Source organism: Pigmentiphaga soli (genome assembly GCF_039541095.1).
In the GTDB taxonomy this organism is placed as follows: Bacteria; Pseudomonadota; Gammaproteobacteria; order Burkholderiales; family Burkholderiaceae_B; genus Pigmentiphaga; species Pigmentiphaga soli.
This window is the reverse complement of record NZ_BAABFO010000011.1, coordinates 86,666-108,442: the sequence shown is the minus strand read 5'-3', so window position 1 is coordinate 108,442 and position 21,777 is coordinate 86,666. Positions and strand designations below refer to the sequence as shown.

The 21,777-nt window shown below is 68.6% G+C and carries 21 protein-coding genes; 9 read left to right on the top strand and 12 right to left on the bottom strand.

Features of this window, described 5'->3' with window-relative positions:
• The first annotated feature begins 294 nt into the window (after nt 1–294).
• Both ABD927_RS13020 and ABD927_RS13015 read left to right on the top strand, forming a co-directional pair.
• The gene (locus ABD927_RS13020; protein WP_345250054.1) at nt 295–1,329 is read left to right on the top strand and encodes a Bug family tripartite tricarboxylate transporter substrate binding protein; all 1,035 of its coding nucleotides are present in this window, start codon (nt 295–297) and stop codon (nt 1,327–1,329) included.
• 34 nt (nt 1,330–1,363) lie between these two features.
• A complete protein-coding gene (locus ABD927_RS13015; protein ID WP_345250052.1) occupies nt 1,364–2,266 on the top strand; it encodes an NAD(P)-dependent oxidoreductase in 903 nt (300 codons plus the stop codon).
• 46 nt (nt 2,267–2,312) lie between these two features.
• Here the strand turns inward: ABD927_RS13015 and ABD927_RS13010 are convergent, their stop codons facing one another.
• Entirely contained in the window at nt 2,313–2,777 is a 465-nt protein-coding gene (locus ABD927_RS13010; RefSeq protein WP_345250050.1) for a MarR family winged helix-turn-helix transcriptional regulator, read from the bottom strand.
• 235 nt (nt 2,778–3,012) lie between these two features.
• On the opposite strand from ABD927_RS13010, the gene ABD927_RS13005 reads away from it, so the two are divergent.
• Nucleotides 3,013–3,963 carry a LysR substrate-binding domain-containing protein gene (locus tag ABD927_RS13005; RefSeq protein ID WP_345250048.1) on the top strand — a complete coding sequence of 317 codons (951 nt, stop codon included), beginning with the start codon at nt 3,013–3,015 and terminating at the stop codon, nt 3,961–3,963.
• Between the two features lie 25 nt (nt 3,964–3,988).
• Here the strand turns inward: ABD927_RS13005 and dapA are convergent, their stop codons facing one another.
• The 9 genes from dapA to ABD927_RS12960 form a co-directional block, all read right to left on the bottom strand.
• On the bottom strand, nt 3,989–4,894 hold the full coding sequence (dapA, locus tag ABD927_RS13000; protein WP_345250046.1) for a 4-hydroxy-tetrahydrodipicolinate synthase: 906 nt from the start codon (nt 4,892–4,894) through the stop codon (nt 3,989–3,991).
• Nucleotides 4,895–4,962: 68 nt separating this feature from the next.
• Nucleotides 4,963–5,664, bottom strand: a complete 702-nt coding sequence (locus ABD927_RS12995) for an ABC transporter ATP-binding protein (RefSeq protein WP_345250044.1) — start codon at nt 5,662–5,664, stop codon at nt 4,963–4,965.
• On the bottom strand, nt 5,658–6,416 hold the full coding sequence (locus tag ABD927_RS12990) for an ABC transporter ATP-binding protein (RefSeq protein WP_345250042.1): 759 nt from the start codon (nt 6,414–6,416) through the stop codon (nt 5,658–5,660). The genes ABD927_RS12995 and ABD927_RS12990 overlap by 7 nt, the downstream gene beginning before the upstream one ends.
• Entirely contained in the window at nt 6,409–7,374 is a 966-nt protein-coding gene (locus ABD927_RS12985) for a branched-chain amino acid ABC transporter permease (RefSeq protein ID WP_345250040.1), read from the bottom strand. The genes ABD927_RS12990 and ABD927_RS12985 overlap by 8 nt, the downstream gene beginning before the upstream one ends.
• 3 nt (nt 7,375–7,377) lie before the next feature.
• Complete coding sequence (locus tag ABD927_RS12980) at nt 7,378–8,301, bottom strand: branched-chain amino acid ABC transporter permease (RefSeq protein ID WP_345250038.1); 924 nt, start codon at nt 8,299–8,301, stop codon at nt 7,378–7,380.
• A 79-nt stretch (nt 8,302–8,380) separates the two neighbouring features.
• Nucleotides 8,381–9,544, bottom strand: a complete 1,164-nt coding sequence (locus tag ABD927_RS12975) for an ABC transporter substrate-binding protein (protein ID WP_345250036.1) — start codon at nt 9,542–9,544, stop codon at nt 8,381–8,383.
• Nucleotides 9,545–9,636: 92 nt separating this feature from the next.
• A complete protein-coding gene (locus ABD927_RS12970) occupies nt 9,637–12,027 on the bottom strand; it encodes a xanthine dehydrogenase family protein molybdopterin-binding subunit (protein ID WP_345250034.1) in 2,391 nt (796 codons plus the stop codon).
• Entirely contained in the window at nt 12,024–12,569 is a 546-nt protein-coding gene (locus ABD927_RS12965) for a (2Fe-2S)-binding protein (RefSeq protein ID WP_345250032.1), read from the bottom strand. Before ABD927_RS12965 ends, ABD927_RS12970 begins: the two co-directional genes overlap by 4 nt.
• Nucleotides 12,566–13,450 (bottom strand): FAD binding domain-containing protein, encoded by an 885-nt coding sequence (locus ABD927_RS12960; protein ID WP_345250030.1) that lies wholly within the window; start codon nt 13,448–13,450, stop codon nt 12,566–12,568. The genes ABD927_RS12965 and ABD927_RS12960 overlap by 4 nt, the downstream gene beginning before the upstream one ends.
• A gap of 309 nt (nt 13,451–13,759) precedes the next feature.
• Between ABD927_RS12960 and ABD927_RS12955 the strand changes: the two genes are divergently transcribed.
• The 6 genes from ABD927_RS12955 to ABD927_RS12930 all read left to right on the top strand — a co-directional run bounded on the left by ABD927_RS12955 (nt 13,760) and on the right by ABD927_RS12930 (nt 19,487).
• Complete coding sequence (locus ABD927_RS12955) at nt 13,760–14,170, top strand: VOC family protein (RefSeq protein WP_345250028.1); 411 nt, start codon at nt 13,760–13,762, stop codon at nt 14,168–14,170.
• Nucleotides 14,171–14,183: 13 nt separating this feature from the next.
• The gene (locus ABD927_RS12950; RefSeq protein ID WP_345250026.1) at nt 14,184–15,176 is read left to right on the top strand and encodes a Rieske 2Fe-2S domain-containing protein; all 993 of its coding nucleotides are present in this window, start codon (nt 14,184–14,186) and stop codon (nt 15,174–15,176) included.
• 13 nt (nt 15,177–15,189) lie between these two features.
• The gene (locus ABD927_RS12945; RefSeq protein ID WP_345250024.1) at nt 15,190–15,654 is read left to right on the top strand and encodes an SRPBCC family protein; all 465 of its coding nucleotides are present in this window, start codon (nt 15,190–15,192) and stop codon (nt 15,652–15,654) included.
• 354 nt (nt 15,655–16,008) lie between these two features.
• Nucleotides 16,009–17,922: a phosphomethylpyrimidine synthase ThiC gene (gene thiC, locus ABD927_RS12940; protein WP_345250022.1), complete on the top strand. Its 1,914-nt coding sequence runs from the start codon at nt 16,009–16,011 to the stop codon at nt 17,920–17,922.
• 86 nt (nt 17,923–18,008) lie between these two features.
• Nucleotides 18,009–18,812, top strand: coding sequence for a thiazole synthase (locus ABD927_RS12935; protein WP_345250020.1), 804 nt, complete (start codon nt 18,009–18,011; stop codon nt 18,810–18,812).
• Nucleotides 18,813–19,013: 201 nt separating this feature from the next.
• The gene (locus tag ABD927_RS12930) at nt 19,014–19,487 is read left to right on the top strand and encodes a polyhydroxyalkanoate granule-associated phasin (protein ID WP_425570252.1); all 474 of its coding nucleotides are present in this window, start codon (nt 19,014–19,016) and stop codon (nt 19,485–19,487) included.
• A 13-nt stretch (nt 19,488–19,500) separates the two neighbouring features.
• Here ABD927_RS12930 and ABD927_RS12925 read toward each other — a convergent pair whose 3' ends face one another.
• Both ABD927_RS12925 and ABD927_RS12920 read right to left on the bottom strand, forming a co-directional pair.
• Nucleotides 19,501–20,496: a Bug family tripartite tricarboxylate transporter substrate binding protein gene (locus ABD927_RS12925; RefSeq protein WP_345250018.1), complete on the bottom strand. Its 996-nt coding sequence runs from the start codon at nt 20,494–20,496 to the stop codon at nt 19,501–19,503.
• A gap of 47 nt (nt 20,497–20,543) precedes the next feature.
• Nucleotides 20,544–21,644 (bottom strand): lactonase family protein, encoded by a 1,101-nt coding sequence (locus ABD927_RS12920; RefSeq protein WP_345250016.1) that lies wholly within the window; start codon nt 21,642–21,644, stop codon nt 20,544–20,546.
• Between the last annotated feature and the right edge of the window lie 133 nt (nt 21,645–21,777).

The following is a 21,777-nucleotide window of genomic DNA, read 5'->3' as shown; positions in this document are numbered from 1 at the left end:
GCGATTCCGCTCTCGGCCGAAGCGCAGACGGCCCGCACCGGACCGGTGCGAAAGCGTCATGCCTGCGCCCGGCACGCCCGCCGCGGTGCGCCGGATCGGTCCGCCATGGTGCCATGCGCACCCTTGCAAGACGCCAATCCTGGCGCTGGTGCACGCTCAGGAAAGCCTGCGGCATATATCGGCCGGCGCGAACGATTCATCAAAACTAACTGTTTGTGAAGGCGCTTTCGGGCCACGTAAGTTCGGTCTGCCAATCAACGGTTTCCTTCCCCGCGAACCCACCTGGACCCAGTCATGAGCACACCGATCGACCGCTTGCCGATACCGCTGCTGCAACGCAGAACGCTGATGACCGGCATGGCCGGCTTCGCCGCCTCGATGGCGACCCTGGCGCCGTCCCGCAGCGCCCTCGCCGTTCCGGTTGCCGATTATCCGAACCGCCCGGTGCGCCTGGTCGTGAGCTATCCGCCAGGCGGAGTGGGCGACACGATCGGACGCATCATCGCCACCGGCCTGTCGGCCACACTGAAGCAGACCGTGTTCGTGGAAAACCGCGGCGGCGCCGGCGGCACGCTGGGCGCGGCGGCGGTGGCCAAGGCGGCGCCGGACGGCTACACATTGCTGCTGACCTTCCCGCCCATGGTCGCCGTCGCCCCCGCCCTGCTGAAGAGCCTGCCCTACGACGCGAAAGACGACTTCACCCCCATCGGCACTTTCGCCACCACCCCCAACATCCTGGTGGTGAACGCGGGCCTGCCGGTCAGGACGCTGGCCGACCTGGCCGACTACGCCAAGGGCGAAGGCCGCGGCAAGCTCAGCTACGGCTCGGCCGGGCCGGGCAGCACCGGCCACCTGTACGGCCAGATCCTGTGCACGGCGATGGGCATCGAGATGACCCACATCCCGTACAAATCCTCAGGGCTGGCCTTCCCCGACGTCATCGCCGGCCGGGTATCGATGGTGTTCGACTCGGTGCCGTCGACCATCGGCTACGTGCGCGCCGGCACGGTCCGGCCCATCGCGGTGATGTCGGAACAGCGCGCCTCGCTGCTGCCCGACGTGCCGACCACCGGCGAGGCCGGCTATCCCGGCGCCAGCATGGCCTACTGGATCGGCCTGGAAGCCCCGCGCGGCCTGCCGCCCGAACTGACGCGCAAGCTGGACGAGGCGATCAGCGCCGCGGTGCATTCGCCGGAAACGCAGAAGCAGCTTGCCGCGGTCGGCGCAGAGCCCTTCCTGACCTCGGCCGAGGAATACGCGAGGCTGCGCGCCCACGATATCGAACGCCTGCACCGCCTGGTGGCCGACCTGGGCCTGCGGGCCGAATGAAGCTAGACTTCGGGTCTCACCACCGGAGACTCGCATGCCCTCGATCGGAACCAGAGACTACGACACCGTACCCGCCACCGACGTCGCCTTCATCGGCCTCGGCGTCATGGGCTTCCCGATGGCCGGCCACCTGGCCAAGGCCGGCCACCGCGTCACCGTCTACAACCGCACCGCGGCCAAGGCGCGGCAATGGGCGCAAGAATTCGGCGGCCGCCACGCCCCCACGCCGCGCGAAGCGGCCGCCGGCGCGCAGATCGTTTTCATGTGCGTGGGCAACGACGACGACCTGCGCAGCGTGACGCTGGGCGAAGACGGCGCGCTGGCCGGCCTGCAGCCCGGCACCCTGCTGGTGGACCACACCACCGCCTCCGCCGACGTGGCGCGCGAACTGCATGCAGCCGCCACGGCGCGCCAGGTCGGCTTCGTCGACGCTCCGGTCTCCGGCGGCCAGGCCGGCGCCGTCAACGGCGTGCTCACCGTCATGTGCGGCGGCAGCCAGGCCGACTTCGACCGCGTCAAGCCGGTCGCGATGGCCTATGCCCGCGCCTTCACCCTTATCGGCGAGGCCGGCGCCGGCCAGCTCGCCAAGATGGTCAACCAGATCTGCATCGCCGGCCTGGTGCAAGGCCTGTCGGAAGCCATCGCCTTCGGCCAGCATGCCGGGCTCGACATGAAGCTGGTGCTCGACGTCATCTCCAAGGGCGCGGCGCAGAGCTGGCAGATGGAAAACCGCGGCTACACCATGGTCGACGACAAGTTCGACTTCGGCTTCGCGGTGGACTGGATGCGCAAGGACCTGAGCCTGGTGCTGGACGAGGCGCGGCGCAACGGGGCGCGCGTGCCGGTCACGGCGCTGGTCGACCAGTTCTATGCCGACGTGCAGCGCCTGGGGGGCAATCGGTGGGATACGTCGTCGCTGATCAAGCGGCTGCGGTAGGACTGGCGCTCGTTCGAACCCAAGGGTTCAACCTCGGCTACCGATTTCACGCCTTCGCGTGCCGGTGCTGCCGCACCCGGTACTCGATCTGCGTCTGCGCTTCCTGCCCGCACTGCGCCAGCTTCTGCATGATGGACCGCAGCGCGGCGAAATCCTTTGCCGTCAGCGCCGAGAACAGCACGTCGTTGACCTCGCACTGGAAGGGCCGGATGGCTGCCAGGCGATCGCGCGCCTCGGGCGTCATCCGCAGCAGCGTGCGGCGGCCGTCGCGCTCGTCCTGGTGCTTGGTCAGCAAGCCCATTCCCACCAGCTTGCTGGTCTCGGCGGCCACATAGGCCACCACGCGGTGGGTCTTGGCCGAAACCTCGCCGATGCTTATGCCGGGTCCGCCGCCGAAGTGATTCACCAGCATCAGGATCTCGAACTGATGCTGGGTCACGTCCATCATTTCGGCCAGGCCCTTGGACACCGAATTGAGCTGGTGCCGAAAGGCCAGGATGTCGTGCAGCATGCTGCGGAAAGCGGCGTCGCTGCCGCCGTCGAGCAGTTGCGGCAGCGAGACGGTATTGAGGGATGAATCCGAGGCAGCGATTTGCGATCTCCCGCGGCGCCGCGCCGGCAGCGCCAGAAAGTTTTGTTTGTTTTTTTTAGCTAAAAAGGTTAAGTTATTTGAAATACATAATTTATATGGCCTATTTTACGACATGACGACTGCCAGGTAGCGCGAGCCTGGAACGGGAGCGGGAATGGTCTTTCGGCAATTGGTCTATCTGGTCGCACTCGCCCGCGAACGTCATTTCGGCCGCGCCGCCGAGGCCTGTCATGTCTCTCAGCCGGGGCTGTCGACCGCGCTGCGCCAACTGGAAGAAGACCTGGGCGTGCCCATCATCCTGCGCACGCAGCGGTTCAAGGGCTTCACGCCGCAGGGGGAGGTGGTGCTCAATTTCGCCCGCCGGGTGCTGGATGAATGCGGCACCCTGCGACAGGAGCTGCTGTCGCGCTCGGGCGCTCTCGAAGGTCGGCTGAAGATCGGCGTGCTGCCGTCGGCCATGCCGCTGCTGCCGCTGCTGACCGGGCCCTTGTGCAGCCGCCATCCGGACATCTCCATCGAAGCCCTGTCGCTTACCGAAAGCGACATCCAGAAACAGCTGGTGGAATTCGAGCTCGACCTTGGCTTCACCATGCTGAGCGGCATCAACCTGCCCAACCTGCGGGTCACTGCCCCGCTGTTCACCGAGCGCTATGTGTTCCTGACGCCGGCCCATCATCCGCTGGCGCAGCGCGCGTCGGTCACGCTGAACGAGGTGGCGGCCGCGCCGCTGTGCCTGCTGAAGCGGACCATCCACACGCGGCGCGTGATCGACCGGCTGTTCGCCGCCGCGTATTGCGAGCCGTCGCCGCAGATCGAGACCGATTCCATCCTGGCGCTGTGTGCCCACGTGCGTTCGGGCCACTGGTCGACCATCCTGCCCGAAGGCTGTCTGCACCCTTTCGGCGCGCTGCCCGGCACGGCGGCGATCCCGTTGCGCGACGCCGCCGGCACCGAGCAGGTAGGGCTGGCGATGATCGACCGCTCGCCGTTGCCGCCGCTGGTCCAGGCCATGCTCACGGTGGCGGCCGACGTGCGCATCGCCGACCAGCTGCGCCAGCTCACGGCCGTGCCGCCGGCGGCGCGGCGGGCCGAACTGGTGGCCTGAGCCCGGCGGCCTCACGCCGCGCTGCCTAGAGCCGCGCTTCCTCGGCGCCGATACGCTCGCACACCGCCTTGAGCTTCGCCAGCCTGTCGGACGACAGCCCGGCGATCGGCCGCCGCGGCAGCCCGGCATCGCGCCCCACCAGCCGCATCGCCTCCTTGATGACCACCGGGAACGATCCCAGCGCCCACGCTTCGCGCAGCGGCGCCATGATGTCGTGGATGCGGCCGGCCTCGGCCCAGTCGCCGGCGCGCGCGGCGCGGTACTGCGCCACCACCAGCTTGGGAAACACATTGGCCGCCGGCGAGATCGTGCCGTGGCCGCCGTGCATCATCAGGCTCTGGAAGATCGTGTCGCGGCCCGAGAACACCAGCGCGCGGCGGCCGCTGGCCAGCAGGTATTCGACAGTCTGGGTGATGTCGCCGCTGGAATCCTTCACGCCGACCACGTTGGGCGCCGCCATGCAGCGCACCAGCGTCGACGGCTGCACATTGACGCCGGTGCGCGGCGGGTTGTTGTAGAGCATGACCGGCAGCTCGGTGGCACGCGCCACGGCCGTAAAGTGCTCGGCCAGTTCGTCCTGCGTCGGCTGCACGAAATACGGCGTGATCAGCAGCGCGAGATCGACCTGCAGCGATTGCGCCACCTGCGTCAGCCTGATCGAGCCGCGCGTGGTGACGCCGCCCGTGCCGGCGTACACGGGTACCCGGCCGGCCACGGCATCCATCGTCGTCTCCAGCAGGCGCACGTGCTCGTCGTAGTCGAGCGAGAAGAACTCGCCCTGGCTGCCGGCCACCGAAATGCCGTCCACGCCGCAGGCGATGTAGTCGTCGATCAGCTCGCGCAAGCGGCCGGTATCCAGCCTCTCGCCGTCGCCGAACGGCGTCGCCACCGCCGGCACCACTCCGTGGAATTTCTCGTTCATGCCGTTCATGCTCTTTTCCTTGCGTTGTCCAGACGTATCGAATCGATCGGATCGGCGCGGCCACCCCGCCGGCCGCGTCACACCCCCAGGTAGCGGCGGCTCAGCTCGCCGTCGCCGCGCAACGCCGCCGAGCCGCCGGTCCACACCACCCGGCCCTTCTCCAGGATGTAGTGGCGGTCGGCGATCCGGCACAGCGCCTCGACGTTCTTGTCGATCACCAGGATCGCCTGCCCCGCTTCCTTCAACAGCGACAGGCAGCGCCAGATCTCGGCCCGGACGATAGGCGCCAGCCCTTCGGTGGCCTCGTCCAGTACCAGCAGCCGCGGATTGGTCATCAGCGCGCGGCCGATCACCATCATCTGCTGCTCGCCCCCGGACAGCAGCGAGGCCGGGCTGTGCAGCCGCTCGGCCAGCCGGGGAAACAGTTCGAGCACCTTGCCCAGCACCCAGGGATCGGCGCTGCCGGCGCGGTTGGCGGCCGCCGCCACCAGGTTCTCGCGCACCGTCAGGTTCGGGAACACCTGCCGCCCCTCGGGCACCAGGCCCAGCCCGCGCTGGGCGATGCGGTAGGCCGGCAGGCCGGCGATCGGCGCGCCGTCGAACTCGATGCGGCCGGCAGCGGGCCGCACGATGCCCATGATGGAAGACACCGTGGTGGTCTTGCCCATGCCGTTGCGGCCAAGCAGCGTCACCACCTCGCCCTTGCCGATCTCCAGGCCGATGTCGAACAGCACCTGGCTGCCGCCGTAGCCGGCCCGCAGCCCGCTCACCTTCAGCATGGCTGGTCTCCCTCGCCCAGGTAGGCTTTGCGCACGCCCGCATCGGCGCGTACCTCGTCGCTGCTGCCGGCCGCGATCACGCGGCCCGAAACCAGCACCACCACGCGGTCGGCCAACGCGAACACGGCATCCATGTCGTGCTCCACCAGCACGATGGCCAGGCGGCCCTTGAGCGAGGCCAGCAGCGCCACCATGCGGGCCGATTCCTCCGGCCCCATGCCTGCCATCGGCTCGTCCAGCAGCAGCAGGCGCGGCCGCGTGGCCAACGCCATCGCGATCTCGAGCGCCCGCTTCTCGCCGTGCGACAGCTCGGTGGCGACCACGCCCGCCCGGCCGGCGAGCCCCACCTGTTCCAGGAAGCCGAGCGCGGGCCGTGCCAGCGCCGGGTCGCGACTGGCGTTGCGCCACAGGCGAAAGCTGTGGCCGGCCTGCGCCTGCACCGCCAGCGCCACGTTCTGCCAGGCCGTGAACTCGCCGAAAATGCTCGTGATCTGGAACGAACGCGCGAAGCCGCCCAGCGCGCGCGCATGGGCCGGCAGGCGGGTCACGTCGCGCCCCGCGAATACGATGCGGCCGGAATCCGGCGCGAGCTCGCCCGACAGCTGGGTGATGAGCGTAGTCTTGCCCGCGCCGTTCGGGCCGATGATGGCGCACAACTCGCCGTCGGCCACGCGCAGGCTGAAATCGTCGGTGGCGACCACGCCGCCGTAGCGCTTGCACAGCCCTTCCACCAACAGGAGCGGTTCAGCCATGGCGGCGCTCCCCCAGCGCGGCCACGGCGCCGAAAATGCCCTTCTTGGCGTACAGGATCACGATCAGCAGCAGGATTCCGAGCAGCAGTTGCCAGTGCTCGGTATAGCCCGACAGGCCGGTTTCCAGCAGCAGCAGTGCCGCGGCGCCGAACACCGGCCCGATCAGGCTGCCCATGCCGCCCAGGATGACCATGATCATCAGCTCGCTGGAGCGCGTCCAGTGCATGATGGCGGGCGACACGAACAGGTTCTGGTTGGCCAGCAGGAACCCGGCCAACCCGCACATCGTGCCCGACAGCACGAAAGCCGCCAGCCGGTAGCGGAACACGGCGATGCCGATCGCGCCCACGCGGCGCTCGTTCTGGCGGGCCGCGCGCAGCACCATGCCGAAGCGCGACTCCACCAGCCGCGATCCCAGCAGCAGCGTGGCCGCCAGCACGGCGAACACCGCGTAATACAGCGCGAGCCCGTCACTCAGATCGAGCCAGCCGCCGAAATCGCTGTTCGACATGATGTTGAGGCCGTCCTCGCCGCCGTAGGTGTTCAGGCTGGTGGCGATGAAGTAGATCATCTGGCCGAAACCCAGCGTGATCATGATGAAGTGGATGCCGGCCGTGCGCAGCGAGATCAGTCCGACGAACAGCGCGCACAGCGCCGAGCCGGCCAAGGCCGCGCCGAGCTGGACGAAGCCGTTGTCGATGCCGTGGTACGACAGGATCGCCACGGCGTAGGCGCCGATGCCCACGTAGCCGGCATGGCCGAAGCTGACCAGCCCGCCGTAGCCCAGCACGAGGTCGAGGCTGACGGCAGCCACGGCCAGGATCATGATGCGGACGGCGACATCGAGAAAGTACGGCGCATCGAGCAGCCGTGCCACGGCCGGCATCAGGGCCAGCGCGAGCAGCAGCAGGGTGAGAACGGCCGGGCGCAACGCCGGCCGGCGCAGGATCGCGGCCATGGCCTACCTCACCCGCGGCGGGAACAGGCCGCGCGGCCGGAAGAACAGCACCGCGGCCATGGCGACGTAGATCAGGATGGACGCCAGCGCCGGCCCCGCGCTCTCGGCCGCGGCCGGCGACAGCAGCAACTGCAGCAGCGGGCGCAGGAAGACGCGGCCGGCGGTGTCGATGATGCCGATCATCAGCGCGCCGATAAAGGCGCCGCGTACCGAGCCGACACCGCCGATCACGATCACCGCCAGAGCCAGGATCAGGATCTTGTCGCCCATGCCCGGTTCGACCGACGAGATCGGCCCGGCCATCAGCCCGGCCAGCGCGGCCAGCATCGCGCCCAGGCCGAATACCGCCGTGTACAGCAGCCGGATGTTGACGCCCAGCGCGCCGATCATCACCCGGTTGCTGGCGCCGGCGCGGATCAGCATGCCGAGCCGCGTATGGCCGATCAGCAGGTACAGCAGCAGTGCCGCCGCGAGCCCGACCGTCAGGATGGCGAGCCGGATGGTGGGATACGGCACGCCGGGCAGGACCTGCACCTGGCCCGACAGGAAATCCGGCAGCGGCGCGTTGATGGCGCCGGGGCCCCAGATGATCCGGATCAGCTCGTTGGAGATCAGCAGCACCGCGAAAGTGGCCAGCACCTGGTCGAGATTGCTGCGCTGGTACAGCTTGCGGAACACGGCCACCTCCACCAGCACGCCCAGCGCCAGCGCGCCGACCAGCGCCGCGGCCACAGCGAAGGCGAACGAGCCGCTCCACAGGTAGGCCGACGCGCACAGGTAGGCGCCCACCATGTACATGGCGCCATGCGCCAGGTTGATCAGGTTCATGATGCCGAACACCAGCGTCAAGCCGGCGGCCAGCAGGAACAGCGTCACCCCGAGCTGCACGCCGTTCAACAGCTGCTCGAGCACGATCAAATACTGCATGCGTTCTTCCTGGAAGCGTCCTGGAACCCTAGCGGGACCCCGCCGCGCCGCGGCCCGCTCGGGCCGCGGCGGCGGGCGGTCACTGCGTCTTGCATTCGGCGTAGTAGGCGTCCTTGTGCTTGGGCAACACCAGGGCCTCGGTCTTGCGGACATAGCTGCCGTCGGCGTCGGCGGCCACCTTGAACACGTAGTAGTCCTGGATCGGGAATTGATTCACGTTGAACGAGAACGAACCGCGCACGGACTGGAAGTCTGCCTTGCGCATCGCGGCCTGCAAGGCGGCCTGGTCGTCCAGCTTGCCGCCCGTGGCGCGCACCGCGCTGGCGATCAGGTTGATGGCGTCGTAGCTGGCGGCGGCATAGTCGGACGGCAGGTGGCCGTACTTGGCCCGGTAACTGGCCACGAAGGCCTGATTCCTCGGTATCTTGAGGTCGGGCGACCAGAACCCGCTGTCGTAGATGCCGGCGGCCGCCTTGCCGAGTGCCGGCAGCGTGGTCTCGTTGGCCGTGAACGAGGTATACACGGGCACCTCCAGCCCAGACTGCGCGTACTGCTTGAGGATCTGCACGCCCAGCCCGCCCGGGTAGAACATGAAGATGGCGCCCGGATTGGCGGCGCGGATCTGCGTGAACTCGGCCTGGTAGTCGGACTGGTCGAGCTTGGTGTAGACCTCGGCGGCGATCTTGCCTTTGTAGTAGCGCTTGAAGCCCTGGATCATGTCCTTGCCGGCGGCATAGTTGGGCGCCATCAGGTACACGTCCTGCACGTTCTTCTGCGCCAGGTACCGGCCCATCGCCTCGGGCGATTGGTCGTTCTGCCACGCGGTCGAAAAGAAGTTCGGCGCGCACATCTTGCCGGCGATCTGCGACGGCCCCGCGCTGGCGCTGACGAAGATCTTGCCCGAACGCACGATGGGCTGGTACATGGCCAGCATCACGTTGGAGAAAATCACGCCGGCCAGGAAATCGACGTCGTCGCGCTTGATCATGGTCTCGGTCAGCTGGCGGCCCACGTCGGGCTTGAGCTGGTCGTCGCCGAAAATGATCTGCACGTCCTGGCCCGCCATCTTGCCGCCCAGTTCGGCCAGCGCCAGTTCGGCGCCCTCCTTCATATGCTGGCCCATGACGCCGGCCGGTCCGGACAGCGTGGTAACGAAGCCGATCTTCACCGCCGCCTGCGCGGCCGCCGATGCGGCCAGGCCGCAGCCCAGGGCCAGGCCGGTAATCATGCTCTTCATGCTCATGACGTTCATCCTAGGTTGATTGCTACAAGATCGAATCGGCCGAACGCCGCCCGCCAGCCGCGGCCGGAGCGTCGCAACACAGGGGAAACCGCCTAGCGCGCGCGTGCCGCCCGCAGGGCGCCGAGCACGCGCTCGGGAGTAAAGGGCTGCTGCATGATTTGCGCGCCGAAGGGCTTGAGCGCGTCGTTGACTGCCACCCACAGCGCGCCGATGGCGCCGATGGTGCCTGCCTCGCCGATGCCCTTGGCGCCCAGGCGCGTGGTGGCTTCGGGCGTCTCGATATGGTCGACGTGGATGTCGGGCATCTCGCTGGCCATCGGCACCAGGTAGTCGGCCAGCGTCGCGTTGACCAGGCTGCCGCCGGCGTCGTAGATGCATTCCTCGTACAGCGCGGCGCCTATGCCCTGCACCACGCCGCCGCGCACCTGCTCGTCCACCAGCAGCGGATTGACCACGCGGCCGCAGTCGTCCACCGCCCAGTGGCCCAGCAGGCGGATGAAGCCCGTCTCGGGATCGAGCTCCAGGTAACTGCCCTGCACGCCGTTGGCCATGTAGTAGTGCTGGTGGTTGGCGACGTGGCTGGCCGCCACCTGCATCTGCGGCTGGAAATCGGCAGGCAGCGTGTCCTGCCGGAAGTAGCCGATGCGAGCGGCCTCGGCCACGCTCATGACCGTGCGGCCGGCGGCAGGCTCGACGACCTGGCCGCCTGCCACGTCGAGCCGGTCAGCGGGCACGCCGCTGATGGCCTCGGCTAGCGCCAGGATGGCCGCCTTCAACGCCAGCCCTCCCTTCAGCGCCGCCTCGCCGCCCACTGCCATGCCGCGCGAGCCCCAGGCGCCGCCGCCGTAAGGCGAACTGCGGCTGTCGCCCGACACCACGTCGACGTCTTCCAGGCCCACGCCCACCGCGGTGGCCACGATCTGCGCCAGGCCGGTCAACGTGCCCTGTCCCTGGTCGGTGCTGCTGGTGATGCAGCGGACCAGTCCCGACGGCTCCAGCTTCAGCACGCAGGCGTCCTGCACCGAGATGCGGGCATCGGACGGCCCGTAGTACGGCGGGCCGTAGGAGGTCTGTTCGACGAAGGTGGCCACGCCGATTCCGCGGTACACGCCGCGCTCGCGGGCCGCCGCCTGGTCGGCGCGCAGCGCGGCGTAGTCCATGTTGGCCACCAGCCGGTCCAGGCACTGCTGGAACGACACCGTTTCCATTTTCGAGCCGCCGGGCGTGGTGCACGGCAATGCCGACGCCGGGCGGAAATTGCGGCGCTTGAACGCGACAGGGTCTTCGCCCATGCGCGTGGCCGCCAGGTCCATCAGTACTTCGGTCACCGCGCACGCCAGCGGCATGCCGACCCCGCGGAACATGCCGATCAGGTTCTTGTTGACGTACACGCTGCGGGTGCGGGCCTGGTAGCAGGAGAAGTCGTACGGCGCGCCGGCCATCGTGATCGCCATCATTCCTTCGGCGATGTTGAAGCGCAGCGGCATGCCGTAGGCGCCGATGGCAGCCAGGTCGTCGAACGCCATGGCCGTGATGCGGCCCTCGGCCGACACCGCGATGCGCGCCTCGATGGTGTGCTCGCGCGCATGCGCATCGGCCAGGAAGGCCTCCATGCGGTCGGCGCAATACTTCACCGGCACCCCGGCCAGGCGGCTGGCCGCCGCCACCGCCAGTTCCTCGGCATACACATTGATCTTGACGCCGAAGCCGCCGCCGACGTCGGGGGCGATCACGCGCACCTTGTGTTCCGCGATGTCCAGGTGCTTGCTGAACACGTCCTGCATCTGGAACGGCGATTGGTGCGAGTGGTAGACCGTGAGCGAACCTTCGCTGGGATCGTAGTCGGCGATCAGGCCGCGCGCCTCCAGGCTGACGCCCGTCTGGCGCTCGAAGCGAAAGGTGTGGCCCACCACGCAGGCGGCGGCATCGAAGGCGGCCGCGCAGTCGCCCTGGTCGATCGCGAATTCGAACGCCAGGTTGCCGTCCAGCTCCGGATGGATGGCCGCCGCGCCATCGGCCGCGGCCGCCTCGGCATCCAGCACCGCCGGCAAGGCTTCCCATTCGATGTCGATCTGCTCGGCGCCGTCCTCGGCCTCGGCGCGCGAGGCGGCCAGCACCGCCGCCACCGGCTGGCCCTGCCATACCGCGCGCTCCAGCGCCAGCGGGTACTGCGGCGCAGACCGATGCCCGGCACGATGGGCGGCCACCGCCACGAAGGGCTGGCACAGCGCGGCCAGGTCGACGCCGGTGATGACGCGCGTCACGCCAGGCACCGCCAGCGCGCGGGAGGCGTCGATCGATACGATGCGCGCATGCGCATGCGGGCTGCGCACGAAGCACAGGTGCTGCATGCGTGGCAGGCTGATGTCGGCCACATAGCGGCCGCGGCCGTGCAGCAGCCGCCGGATGCCGAGCCGCGGCGCGCGCCGGCCCACCAGCGAACCGGGAGCATCCAGCAGGTTGGGGGCGTCGGTGAGTTTCATCGCGCTTCGCTCCGATGGTCGCCGCGCCGGGCCATGACCGCCTCGATGGCGTCGACGATGGCCTGGTAGCCCGTACAGCGGCAGAAGTTGCCGGAGATGTGCTCGCGGATCTCGGCGCGCGTCGCGCGCACGCCGGACTCGAGCAGTTCATGGGCGGTCAGCAGCATGCCGGGCGTGCAGAAGCCGCACTGGGCGGCGTTGCGGCGCGCGAACTCCTCCTGCAGCGCCCTGAGCACGCCGCGTTCGGACGCGCCCTCGATGGTCTCCACGCAGCGGCCGCCGGCCTGCGCGGCCAGCGTCAGGCAGCCACGCACCACGGCGCCGTCGAGCAGCACCGAACAGCCGCCGCACACGCCGTGTTCGCAGCCCAGATGCGTGCCGGTCAGGCCCAGTTCGTCGCGCACCATGTCGGCCAGGTGCTGGCGCGCGCGCACCCTGCACTGCATCGGCCTGCCGTTGACCACGGTATGGATTTCGACCATGAAGGCCGGCTCGGCCGGCAAATCGGCCGATATGCCGGCCGGCGCGTCGTGGAGGTTCATTGCGGCATCCGTTGATTGAGCGTGGCGAGCGCGCGGCGCGTCAGCGTCACGGCCAATTGCCGGCGCGTGGCCGCGCTGCAGCCCGGGGTATCGGTGGGGTCGATGTCCGCTGCCACGGCATCGTCGACTCCGCCGAGATCGCCGGGGTCGGCCGGCAGCGGCACCGGCCGGCCGGCAAGCAGGGCCGACACGCGGGGCGCCACCCGCGGCCGGTCGGTACAGCCGAAATACACCACCCGCGCCTGCCGGATCCGCGCGTCCTGCACCGTGGCCTGCACCGCCAGCCCGGCCAGCGCGAAATCGCCGGCGCGCCGGCTCAGTTCCGCCACGGCATGCAGTTCGCCCTCGCCCCGCACGGGGAAGCGCACCTCGACGATGAGTTCGCCCGTTTCCAGCGCGGTTTCGAGCAGGCCGCGGAAAAAATCGCCGGCCGCGATCTCGCGGAGCCCATTCGGACCGGCCACTACGACCACGCCGCCCAGCGCCACCGTACAGGCGGGCATCTCGGCCGCCGGATCCGAATAGGCCAGGCTGCCGCCGAAGGTGCCGCGATTGCGGATGGCCGCATGCCCCACATAGCCGATGGCTTCGCGCAGCAAGGGCGCGTGGCGCTCCACCAGCGGCGAGCGCATCAGCTCCACGTGCCGCGTCAGCGCGCCGATGCGCAGCGTGGCGCCGTCGCCGGCCAGCGCGATGCCCTTGAGCTCATCCAGGCCGCCGATGTCGACCAGGCACTCGGGCGCGGCGATGCGCATGCTCAGCCCGGCGAGCAGGCTCTGCCCGCCGGCCAGCGGCACGGCGCCGCCCTCGTACCGGCCGAGCAGCGCGAGCGCATCGGGCAGAGAGGCGGGGCGGACGTACTGGAACTGCGGAAACTTCATGCGATGATCCTGGAAGTGGCGCGATGGACCCCGGAGCCGACGTGGCGGCGCGAGACCGGCACAGGCAGATTAGAGACGCCGCCACCGCCGGGCAAATATTTTGTGCAGATGGGCCAATAAGCGGTTTTTATTAAGCGGCGTTCGATCGGCATGCCGCGCTTCGGCGCGCGCATCCTTGATAATCCGTGCCTATCGGGCAATCCGCAATCGGTATTGGAGCGCCGGCGCGAAGTCTCTTAGGCTTCGCACTGCAGCCGACGCGCGTCGCACGCACGGCGGCCTTCATACGAATCCTCAAGCGAGAACGCCATGGCAAAACTACGTCACGTCGCGATAATGGTGCCGGACCCCGAAAAGACGGCAAAATTCTTCATGGACACATTCGGCATGGAGCAGGTCGGCACCACCGAATCGCCGCTGTCGACCGGCGTATTCCTGTCGGACGGCACCATCAATCTGGCGGTCCTCAACTTCAAGGACGATCGCTCGGCCGGCGTGCCCGGCGGCAAGGATTCGATCTGCATCAACCATATCGGCTTCTGGGTCGACGATCTGAAGGAAATCGACGCGCAGATCACCGGCAACGGCGGCGCGCTGATGCTCGGCCTGCCCGACGATCCCGACGACCGCAAGGAACTGTTCTACGAAGTGAAGTACAAGAATCCCGACGGCATCATCATCGACGTCAGCGCGCACGGCTGGGTGGGTGCCAAGCTTTGAGCGCAACATACCGATGACTTCTTCCGCCATGCCGGGCAATGCCCTGCCGGCCGCGCTGCGCGAGCTGGGCGGCCTGCTGCGGGCGCCCGGACCGATCTCGCCGCCGGCCGGCCTCGAGCGCGACCGCGACGTCTTCGTATTCGAACTGCGCGCCCTGTTCTTCTCGCAATGGCTGGCGCTTGGCGCGGCCAGCGCGATGGCGGCGCCCGGCGCCCGCGCCGCCTACGAAACAGGCCCCCGATCCTATCTCGCCGTGCGCGACACCGGCGGCGAGCTGCGCGTATTCCGCAACCGCTGCCCCCATGCCGGCCACGTGCTGTTCGAAGACGGCGACTCCGTCGCGTCCGACCAACTGGTGTGCAAATACCACGGCTGGCGCTTCGCGCTCGACGGCCGGGCCGCCCTGCTGCCCCACCTCCCCGAATCCGCCCGCGCGACAGGCATCGCGCTCGAGCCGTTGCCGATCGCGTGCCGCCACGGGCTGCTATTCGTGGATCCGCGCAGCAGCGAAGACCGCTTCGGCGAGGCGCCGCGGCTGCAGGCGCCGGCATGGATGGAGCATGCGGCGGCCGGCGCCCACGGCACCGCTCCGACGGCGGCCAATTGGAAGACCCTGTACTGGCGCGTGCCCGCCCTGCTGGCGCGGCTGCTCGGCGTGGAAGAAGCCGGGCTGCAATGGCAGCGCCTGGATACGCTCGGTTTTCTTGCCCATGCCGGCGCCGATGCCGTGCTGCTGCGCCTGAGCCCGCGTGGCAGCCAGGACACCGCCGTGCGGGCCGATTGGCTGCATGCGCCGCAGGCCGGGCCCGCCGCCGATACGGCGCCGCCCGCGCCCGCTGCAGGGCCTCGTTCCGGCGCCGACGGCCACCGTGCCGGGCGGCCCTCTCCGGACGCCGCCCATGCCTGGCTCGCGCAACAGACGGCTGCGGTCCTGGCCGACGCGGCCCCGGCGCCGCGCGCTTTCTTCGACTGGTACTGGAACGCCCTCGGCGCCCCGACCCACTGACTCGAGTCTTTCCATGGAACTCACCGGCGAACAACTCCTCAGCCAGCCACGGCAGGTGGTCTGGCAGTGCCTGAACGACCCCGACGTGCTCAAGGCCTGCGTGCCCGGCTGCGAAAGCCTGGAGCGCACCGCCGACCACGAATACCGCGTGGTCATGCTGGCGGCCATCGGGCCTGTCAAGGCACGCTTCAACGGCACGCTGCGCCTGTCCGACCTCCAGCCCCCGGCCTCGTACAGCCTGGCCTTCGAAGGCGCCGGCGGCGCGGCGGGCTTCGGCAAAGGCGGCGCCCGCGTGGCGCTGGCCGAACGCGACGGCGGCGGCACGCTGCTCCAATACCAGAGCAGCGCCCAGGTGGGCGGCAAGCTGGCGCAGATCGGCTCGCGGCTGATCGGCGCAGTGGCAAAGAAACTCTCCGACGAATTCTTCGAACGCTTCCGGGCCGAACTTGAGCGCCGCGTGCCCGCCGTGGACGCCTGAGCCGGGCCGCCGTCGCAATAGGCAGTGCCTTCGCCCGCGCTCTGCCCGACCGCAGCCGGGCTGCCGGACGGCCCCGCCCACGCGCATTGGCACCATTTGTGTTTGCCCCGGACCGGCCTATACTATCGCTCTGGACGCAGGGGTCCTGCCGGCGCAGCCGCGCCGCGGGTGAGAAAAACCCTTCGAACCTGTACGGATAATGCCGATGCAGGGAGCGTTTCCGGCGGAATCCTACAGGGTTCCAGCAGCACGGCCGCCCACGGCCCGCCGCATGCCGCCCACCCGGCCGGCTTCGGTGCTCCTCCGGAAATTCCTTCCTTCGTTCGGCTCCGGAAAACTTTTCTTGGAGCGCCGATGAACGCCAACCCGAAATTCCTGGCCGCGACGGCCCACGTCGACGAAGCCGCGGTGCAGCCGCTGCCGAAGTCCCGCAAGATCTACGAACAGGGCTCGCGCCCCGACATCCGCGTGCCGTTCCGCGAGATCGAGCAGTCGACCACGCCCACCATGTTCGGCGGCGAAGCCAACCCGCCCATCACCGTCTACGACACCAGCGGCCCCTACACCGACCCGGCCGTCAAGATCGACATCCGCTCCGGCCTGCCGGCGCTGCGCGAAGCCTGGATCGCCGAACGCGGCGATACCGAACAGCTGCCCGGCCCCAGCAGCGCCTACGGCCAGGAACGCCTGAACGACCCGAAGCTGGCCGAACTGCGCTTCAACCTGCACCGCAAGCCGCGCCGCGCGCGCGCCGGCGCCAACGTGTCGCAGATGCACTACGCGCGCCGCGGCATCATCACGCCCGAGATGGAATTCGTCGCGATCCGCGAGAACGTGCGCCGCGACGCCTACCTGGAATCGCTGCGCAACGCCGGCCCGCAAGGCCAGCGCATGTTCGAGCTGCTGTCGCGCCAGCATCCCGGCCAGTCGTTCGGCGCCGCGATCCCGGCCCGCATCACCCCCGAGTTCGTGCGCGACGAAGTGGCGCGCGGCCGCGCCATCATCCCGGCCAACATCAACCACCCGGAAATCGAGCCGATGGCCATCGGCCGCAATTTCCTGGTCAAGATCAACGCCAACATCGGCAACTCGGCCGTCACCTCCTCCATCGCGGAAGAGGTGGAAAAAATGACGTGGTCGATCCGCTGGGGCGGCGACACCGTGATGGACCTGTCCACCGGCAAGCACATCCACGAAACCCGCGAGTGGATCATCCGCAACTCGCCGGTGCCGATCGGCACGGTGCCGATCTACCAGGCGCTGGAAAAGGTCGACGGCAAGGCCGAGGAACTCACCTGGGAAATCTTCCGCGACACGCTGATCGAACAGGCCGAACAGGGCGTGGACTACTTCACCATCCACGCCGGCGTGCGCCTGGCGTTCATCCCGATGACGGCGCGCCGCATGACGGGCATCGTCTCGCGCGGCGGCTCGATCATGGCCAAGTGGTGCCTGGCCCACCATCGCGAGAGCTTCCTGTACGAGCACTTCGAAGACATCTGCGACATCATGAAGGCCTACGACGTCAGCTTCTCGCTGGGCGACGGCCTGCGTCCGGGCTCGATCTACGACGCCAACGACGAAGCCCAGCTGTCCGAGCTCAAGACCCTGGGCGAGCTGACCACCGTCGCCTGGAAGCATGACGTGCAGACCATGATCGAGGGCCCCGGCCACGTGCCGATGCACCTGATCAAGGAAAACATGGACCTGCAGCTCGAACAGTGCCACGAGGCGCCCTTCTACACGCTCGGCCCGCTGACCACCGACATCGCCCCCGGCTACGACCACATCACCTCGGGCATCGGCGCCGCCATGATCGGCTGGTACGGCACCGCGATGCTGTGCTATGTGACCCCGAAGGAACACCTGGGCCTGCCCAACAAGAAAGACGTCAAGGACGGCATCATCACCTACAAGATCGCCGCCCACGCCGCCGACCTCGCCAAAGGCCACCCCGGCGCGCAGATCCGCGACAACGCGCTTTCCAAGGCCCGCTTCGAGTTCCGCTGGGAAGACCAGTTCAACCTCGGCCTCGACCCGGACACGGCGAAGGACTTCCACGACGAGACCCTGCCCAAGGACTCGATGAAGGCCGCCCACTTCTGTTCCATGTGCGGCCCGCACTTCTGCAGCATGAAGATCACGCAGGACGTGCGCGACTACGCCGAGCAGCAGGGCGTGAGCGAAGCCGAGGCGCTGAAGAAGGGCATGCAGGAGAAAGCGGTCGAGTTCGTGAAGAAGGGCGCCGAGATCTACCACAGATCGTAGGCCGTAGCGCGCGGTATCGGCCCCGTCCCATCCGGCCGGGGCCGGTTCCGCCGCGCCCGCCAGAAGACACTCAACCGGAATCCGCCATGAGCACCACGCAAGACCCTCTTATCATCGCCGGCAAGCCGTACCACTCGCGCTTGCTGGTCGGCACCGGAAAGTACAAGGACTTCGACCAGACCCGCCAGGCCATCGAGGCCAGCGGCGCGCAGATCGTCACCGTCGCCATCCGCCGCGTCAACATCGGCCAGCACGCCGGCGAACCCAGCCTGCTGGAGTACCTGCCCCCCAGCCGCTACACCCTGCTGCCCAACACCGCCGGCTGCTACACCGCCGACGATGCCGTGCGCACCCTGCGCCTGGCGCGCGAACTGCTCGACGGCCACGACCTCGTCAAGCTCGAAGTGCTGGGCGACAGCCACACGCTGTTCCCCAACATGCCCGAAACCCTCAAGGCCGCGGAAACCCTCGTCAAGGAAGGCTTCAAGGTCATGGTCTACTGCACCGACGACCCCATCCAGGCCCGCATCCTGGAAGACATCGGCTGCGTGGCCGTGATGCCACTGGCGTCGCTGATCGGCTCCGGCATGGGCATCCTGAATCCGTGGAACCTGCGGCTGATCATCGACCAGGCTCGCGTGCCGATCGTCGTCGACGCCGGCGTCGGCACCGCCTCCGACGCCGCCATCGCGATGGAACTGGGCTGCGACGCCGTGCTGATGAACACCGCCATCGCCGCCGCCAACGACCCGGTCCTGATGGCCAGCGCGATGAAAAAAGGCATCGAGGCCGGCCGCGAGGCCTTCCGCGCGGGGCGCATGCCCAAGAAGCTGTACAGCGCGTCGCCCAGTTCGCCGATGACGGGGCTGATTCAGCAGAAGACGGCGTAATGCCTGCAACGCCGCTGCCCATGCGGCGTTTACCGCGCGATCGCCGCACCATCCGCGGCGTTTTTTTGTCTGCGCGGGGAATGAATCCCCACCGCCCGCCCGGGCCCCTGCCCGGCAGCAGCAGATTCGGCGCGCCCCCGGGTCGGGAACAGGCCCGCGGGGATACACTTGAAGGAGCCAAGCCGGGCGCGATTGCTTACCATGGCAGTACGCCAGTTCCCAGCAGGCACGATACCCATGGCTTCCAGACGACGCCCCGGCGGCACCGCCGGCTTGGCAAGAAAGTCCACCGAGCTGGCCTTGGCCACGCCGCAGGTGATGGCGCATCGCATGATGCGGATGGCGCTGGCGGGCACGCAGTTGTCCGAGCGCGACCGTAAAGAATTCAATTTGATGGGGATGGAAAAGCTCGGCGCCTTCACGGCTGCCTACAATGCCATGGCCTGGGCAAGCCTGGCCAGCAGCCAGACGCTGGCAATGCAAATGTGGCTGGCCTGGTGCACCCCTTGGATGGGAAACCGGGGCGCCAACCGGCTCGCGCAGCAGATGCAGCAGGCTGCCGTGAGCATTCTGAGCAAGGGCCTGGCGCCCGCCCATGCCAAGGCCACCGCCAATGCCCGCCGTTTGGCGGCGACGCCGCTGGTGGCGGCGCCGCGGCGCCGCACCCGCGCCTGAGACCGCCGGCGCCTCAATCCACCGTAGCGCCGGATTCCTTGACGATGGCTTTCCACTTCGGCACTTCCTTCTCCAGCAGCGCGCGCAGCTGCTCGGGGCCGCCGGGTTGGAGCTGGATCTCGTGCCCTTCGTAGAACTGCTTCTCGGCCGGTTGCGCCAGGCAATTCAGGATGGCCGTGCTGAGCTTGTCGATGATGGGCTTGGGCGTGCCGGCCGGCGCCAGCACCGCGTGCCAGGTTGCGACGCTGTAGCCGGGCGCGACAGTTTCGGCAACGGTGGGCACGTCGGGGATCGAACCGATCCGCCTGTCGCCCGTCACTGCCAGCGCGCGCAGCTTGCCGGTCTTGACCTGCGGCAGCACGTTGGTGGAGTTGTCGAACATCGCGTCGATCTGGCCGCCCAGCAGATCGGTCATGGCCGGGCCGCTGCCCTTGTAGGGCACGTGGACGAAATCGATATTGGTCATCGACTTGAACAGCTGGCCCGTCAAGTGCAGTGAGGAACCGTTGCCGGAAGAGCCGACGCGTATGGCGCCGGGATGGGCCTTGGCGTACGCGACGAACTCCTGCACGGTCTTGACGGGCAGGTTCTTCGTATTGACCACCAGCACCAGCGGCGTCGCGCCGATCAGCGCAACGGGCGCAAAGTCCTTGATGGGATCGTAGTCCAGCTTGGGATACAGGCCGGCGTTGATCGCATGGGTGCCGAGCGAGCCTTCGACCAGGGTATAGCCGTCGGGCGCCGCCTTCGCCACGTAGGTGGTGCCGATCACGCCGCCCGCGCCGGCGCGGTTTTCCACGATGAAGGGCTGGCCCAGTGCGGGCTGCAGGCATTGTCCGACGCGCCGCGCGATCAGGTCCACCGGCGTGCCGGCGGGATAGGGCGAAACGTAGGTCACCGGGCGCGTGGGCCAGGCGGCCTCTTGCGCATGCGCCGGCAGGCACGCGGCGGCGAGGCTCAGCGCGGCGCCGAGAAAGAATGCTTGCCTGGAACGGATCGGAATGGCCATGGCGGTAAGTCCTGAATAGGGAAGTGTTGGAAGAAACCGGCGCGCCGCTACAAGAGCGCGACGCAGGCCGGCGAAGGAGAGCGCAGGCGCAGCGCCTCGCGCAAGGCGCCGCTGTCCCGGTCGACATCGAAACGCCGGATGTCGTCGGAGCCGTGCGCGGCGACCCACAGCGACGATCCGTCGCCGCTGATCTGCATGAAGCGGGGCGAGCGCCCTGCTTCCGCCGTCCATCCCTGCGGCTGCAGGTCGAGGCCGTCCGGCGCAACGGCGAACACCGCGACGGCGTCCTGGCCGCGATTGGATACGTAAAGGTGGCGGCCATCGGGCGCAATGCAGATGGCGGCGCCGATGTTCCTGTCCTGGTAGCGCGGCGGCAGCGCGCTGCGCACGGCAAGGCGGCCCAGCCTGGCCTGCCGCGCCGACCACTCGTAGACGCCCACGCTGGAATCCAGCTCGTGGACCACGTAGGCGATCGGCAGGAAGGGATGCCAGGCGATGTGCCGCGGCCCGGCCGCCGGTGGCGCCTCGGCACGCCCGGCGACCTCGATGGCGCCCGCACGGGCGTCGAAGGCGCAGATCCAGATGACGTCGCAGCCGCGATCCGGCACCAGCACGAAACGTCCGTCGGGAGAAAAGCTGATCTGGTGCGGCTGGCTGCCGGTCTGCGAAGGCAGCGGCCCAGGCGGCGCCGACAGGCTCACGACGCCCGTGAGTTCCTGCATGGCTCCCACGGCCGACAGGCCTATCATGGAAACCTGGCCGCTGCCGAAATTGGCGACCAGCAGCGTGTCGCCGCCCGGGTCGCAGGCCAGGTGCAGGGTGCTGGAACCTCCGGTGGCCAGCGTGGACTCGAGCTCGAGCCGCCCTTCGTCGGCATCCAGGGCCAGCGCGCTGACGTAGGCTTCGTCGGCATGGCCTACGTACACCGTCCGCCGCGCGGGATGCACGGCGAACCAGGCGGGGTTGGACATGGCCACTTCGGCCAGCGCCACGCAGCGGCCATCGGCGCCGATCTCCAGCAGGCTCGCCCCGCGCGCCCTGCCCTCCCGCTTCGGGGCCGTGAACCCTCCCGCCAGCAGCCGGATGCCGTGTTGCGTACCGCGCCGCCCCGCTGTGGCGTGGCCTTGAATTCGAAGTATCTGTTCCATCGGATCCGCTGTCTCCCTGCGGAAGCACGATGTTACCCAGGAGATGCTCCAGTTTGTTCGCATATATCTCGATCCAACCGCGAGCAAAACTCAAGGATCGGGTATAGTCGTCCGGCCGTATCTACCCGCAGCG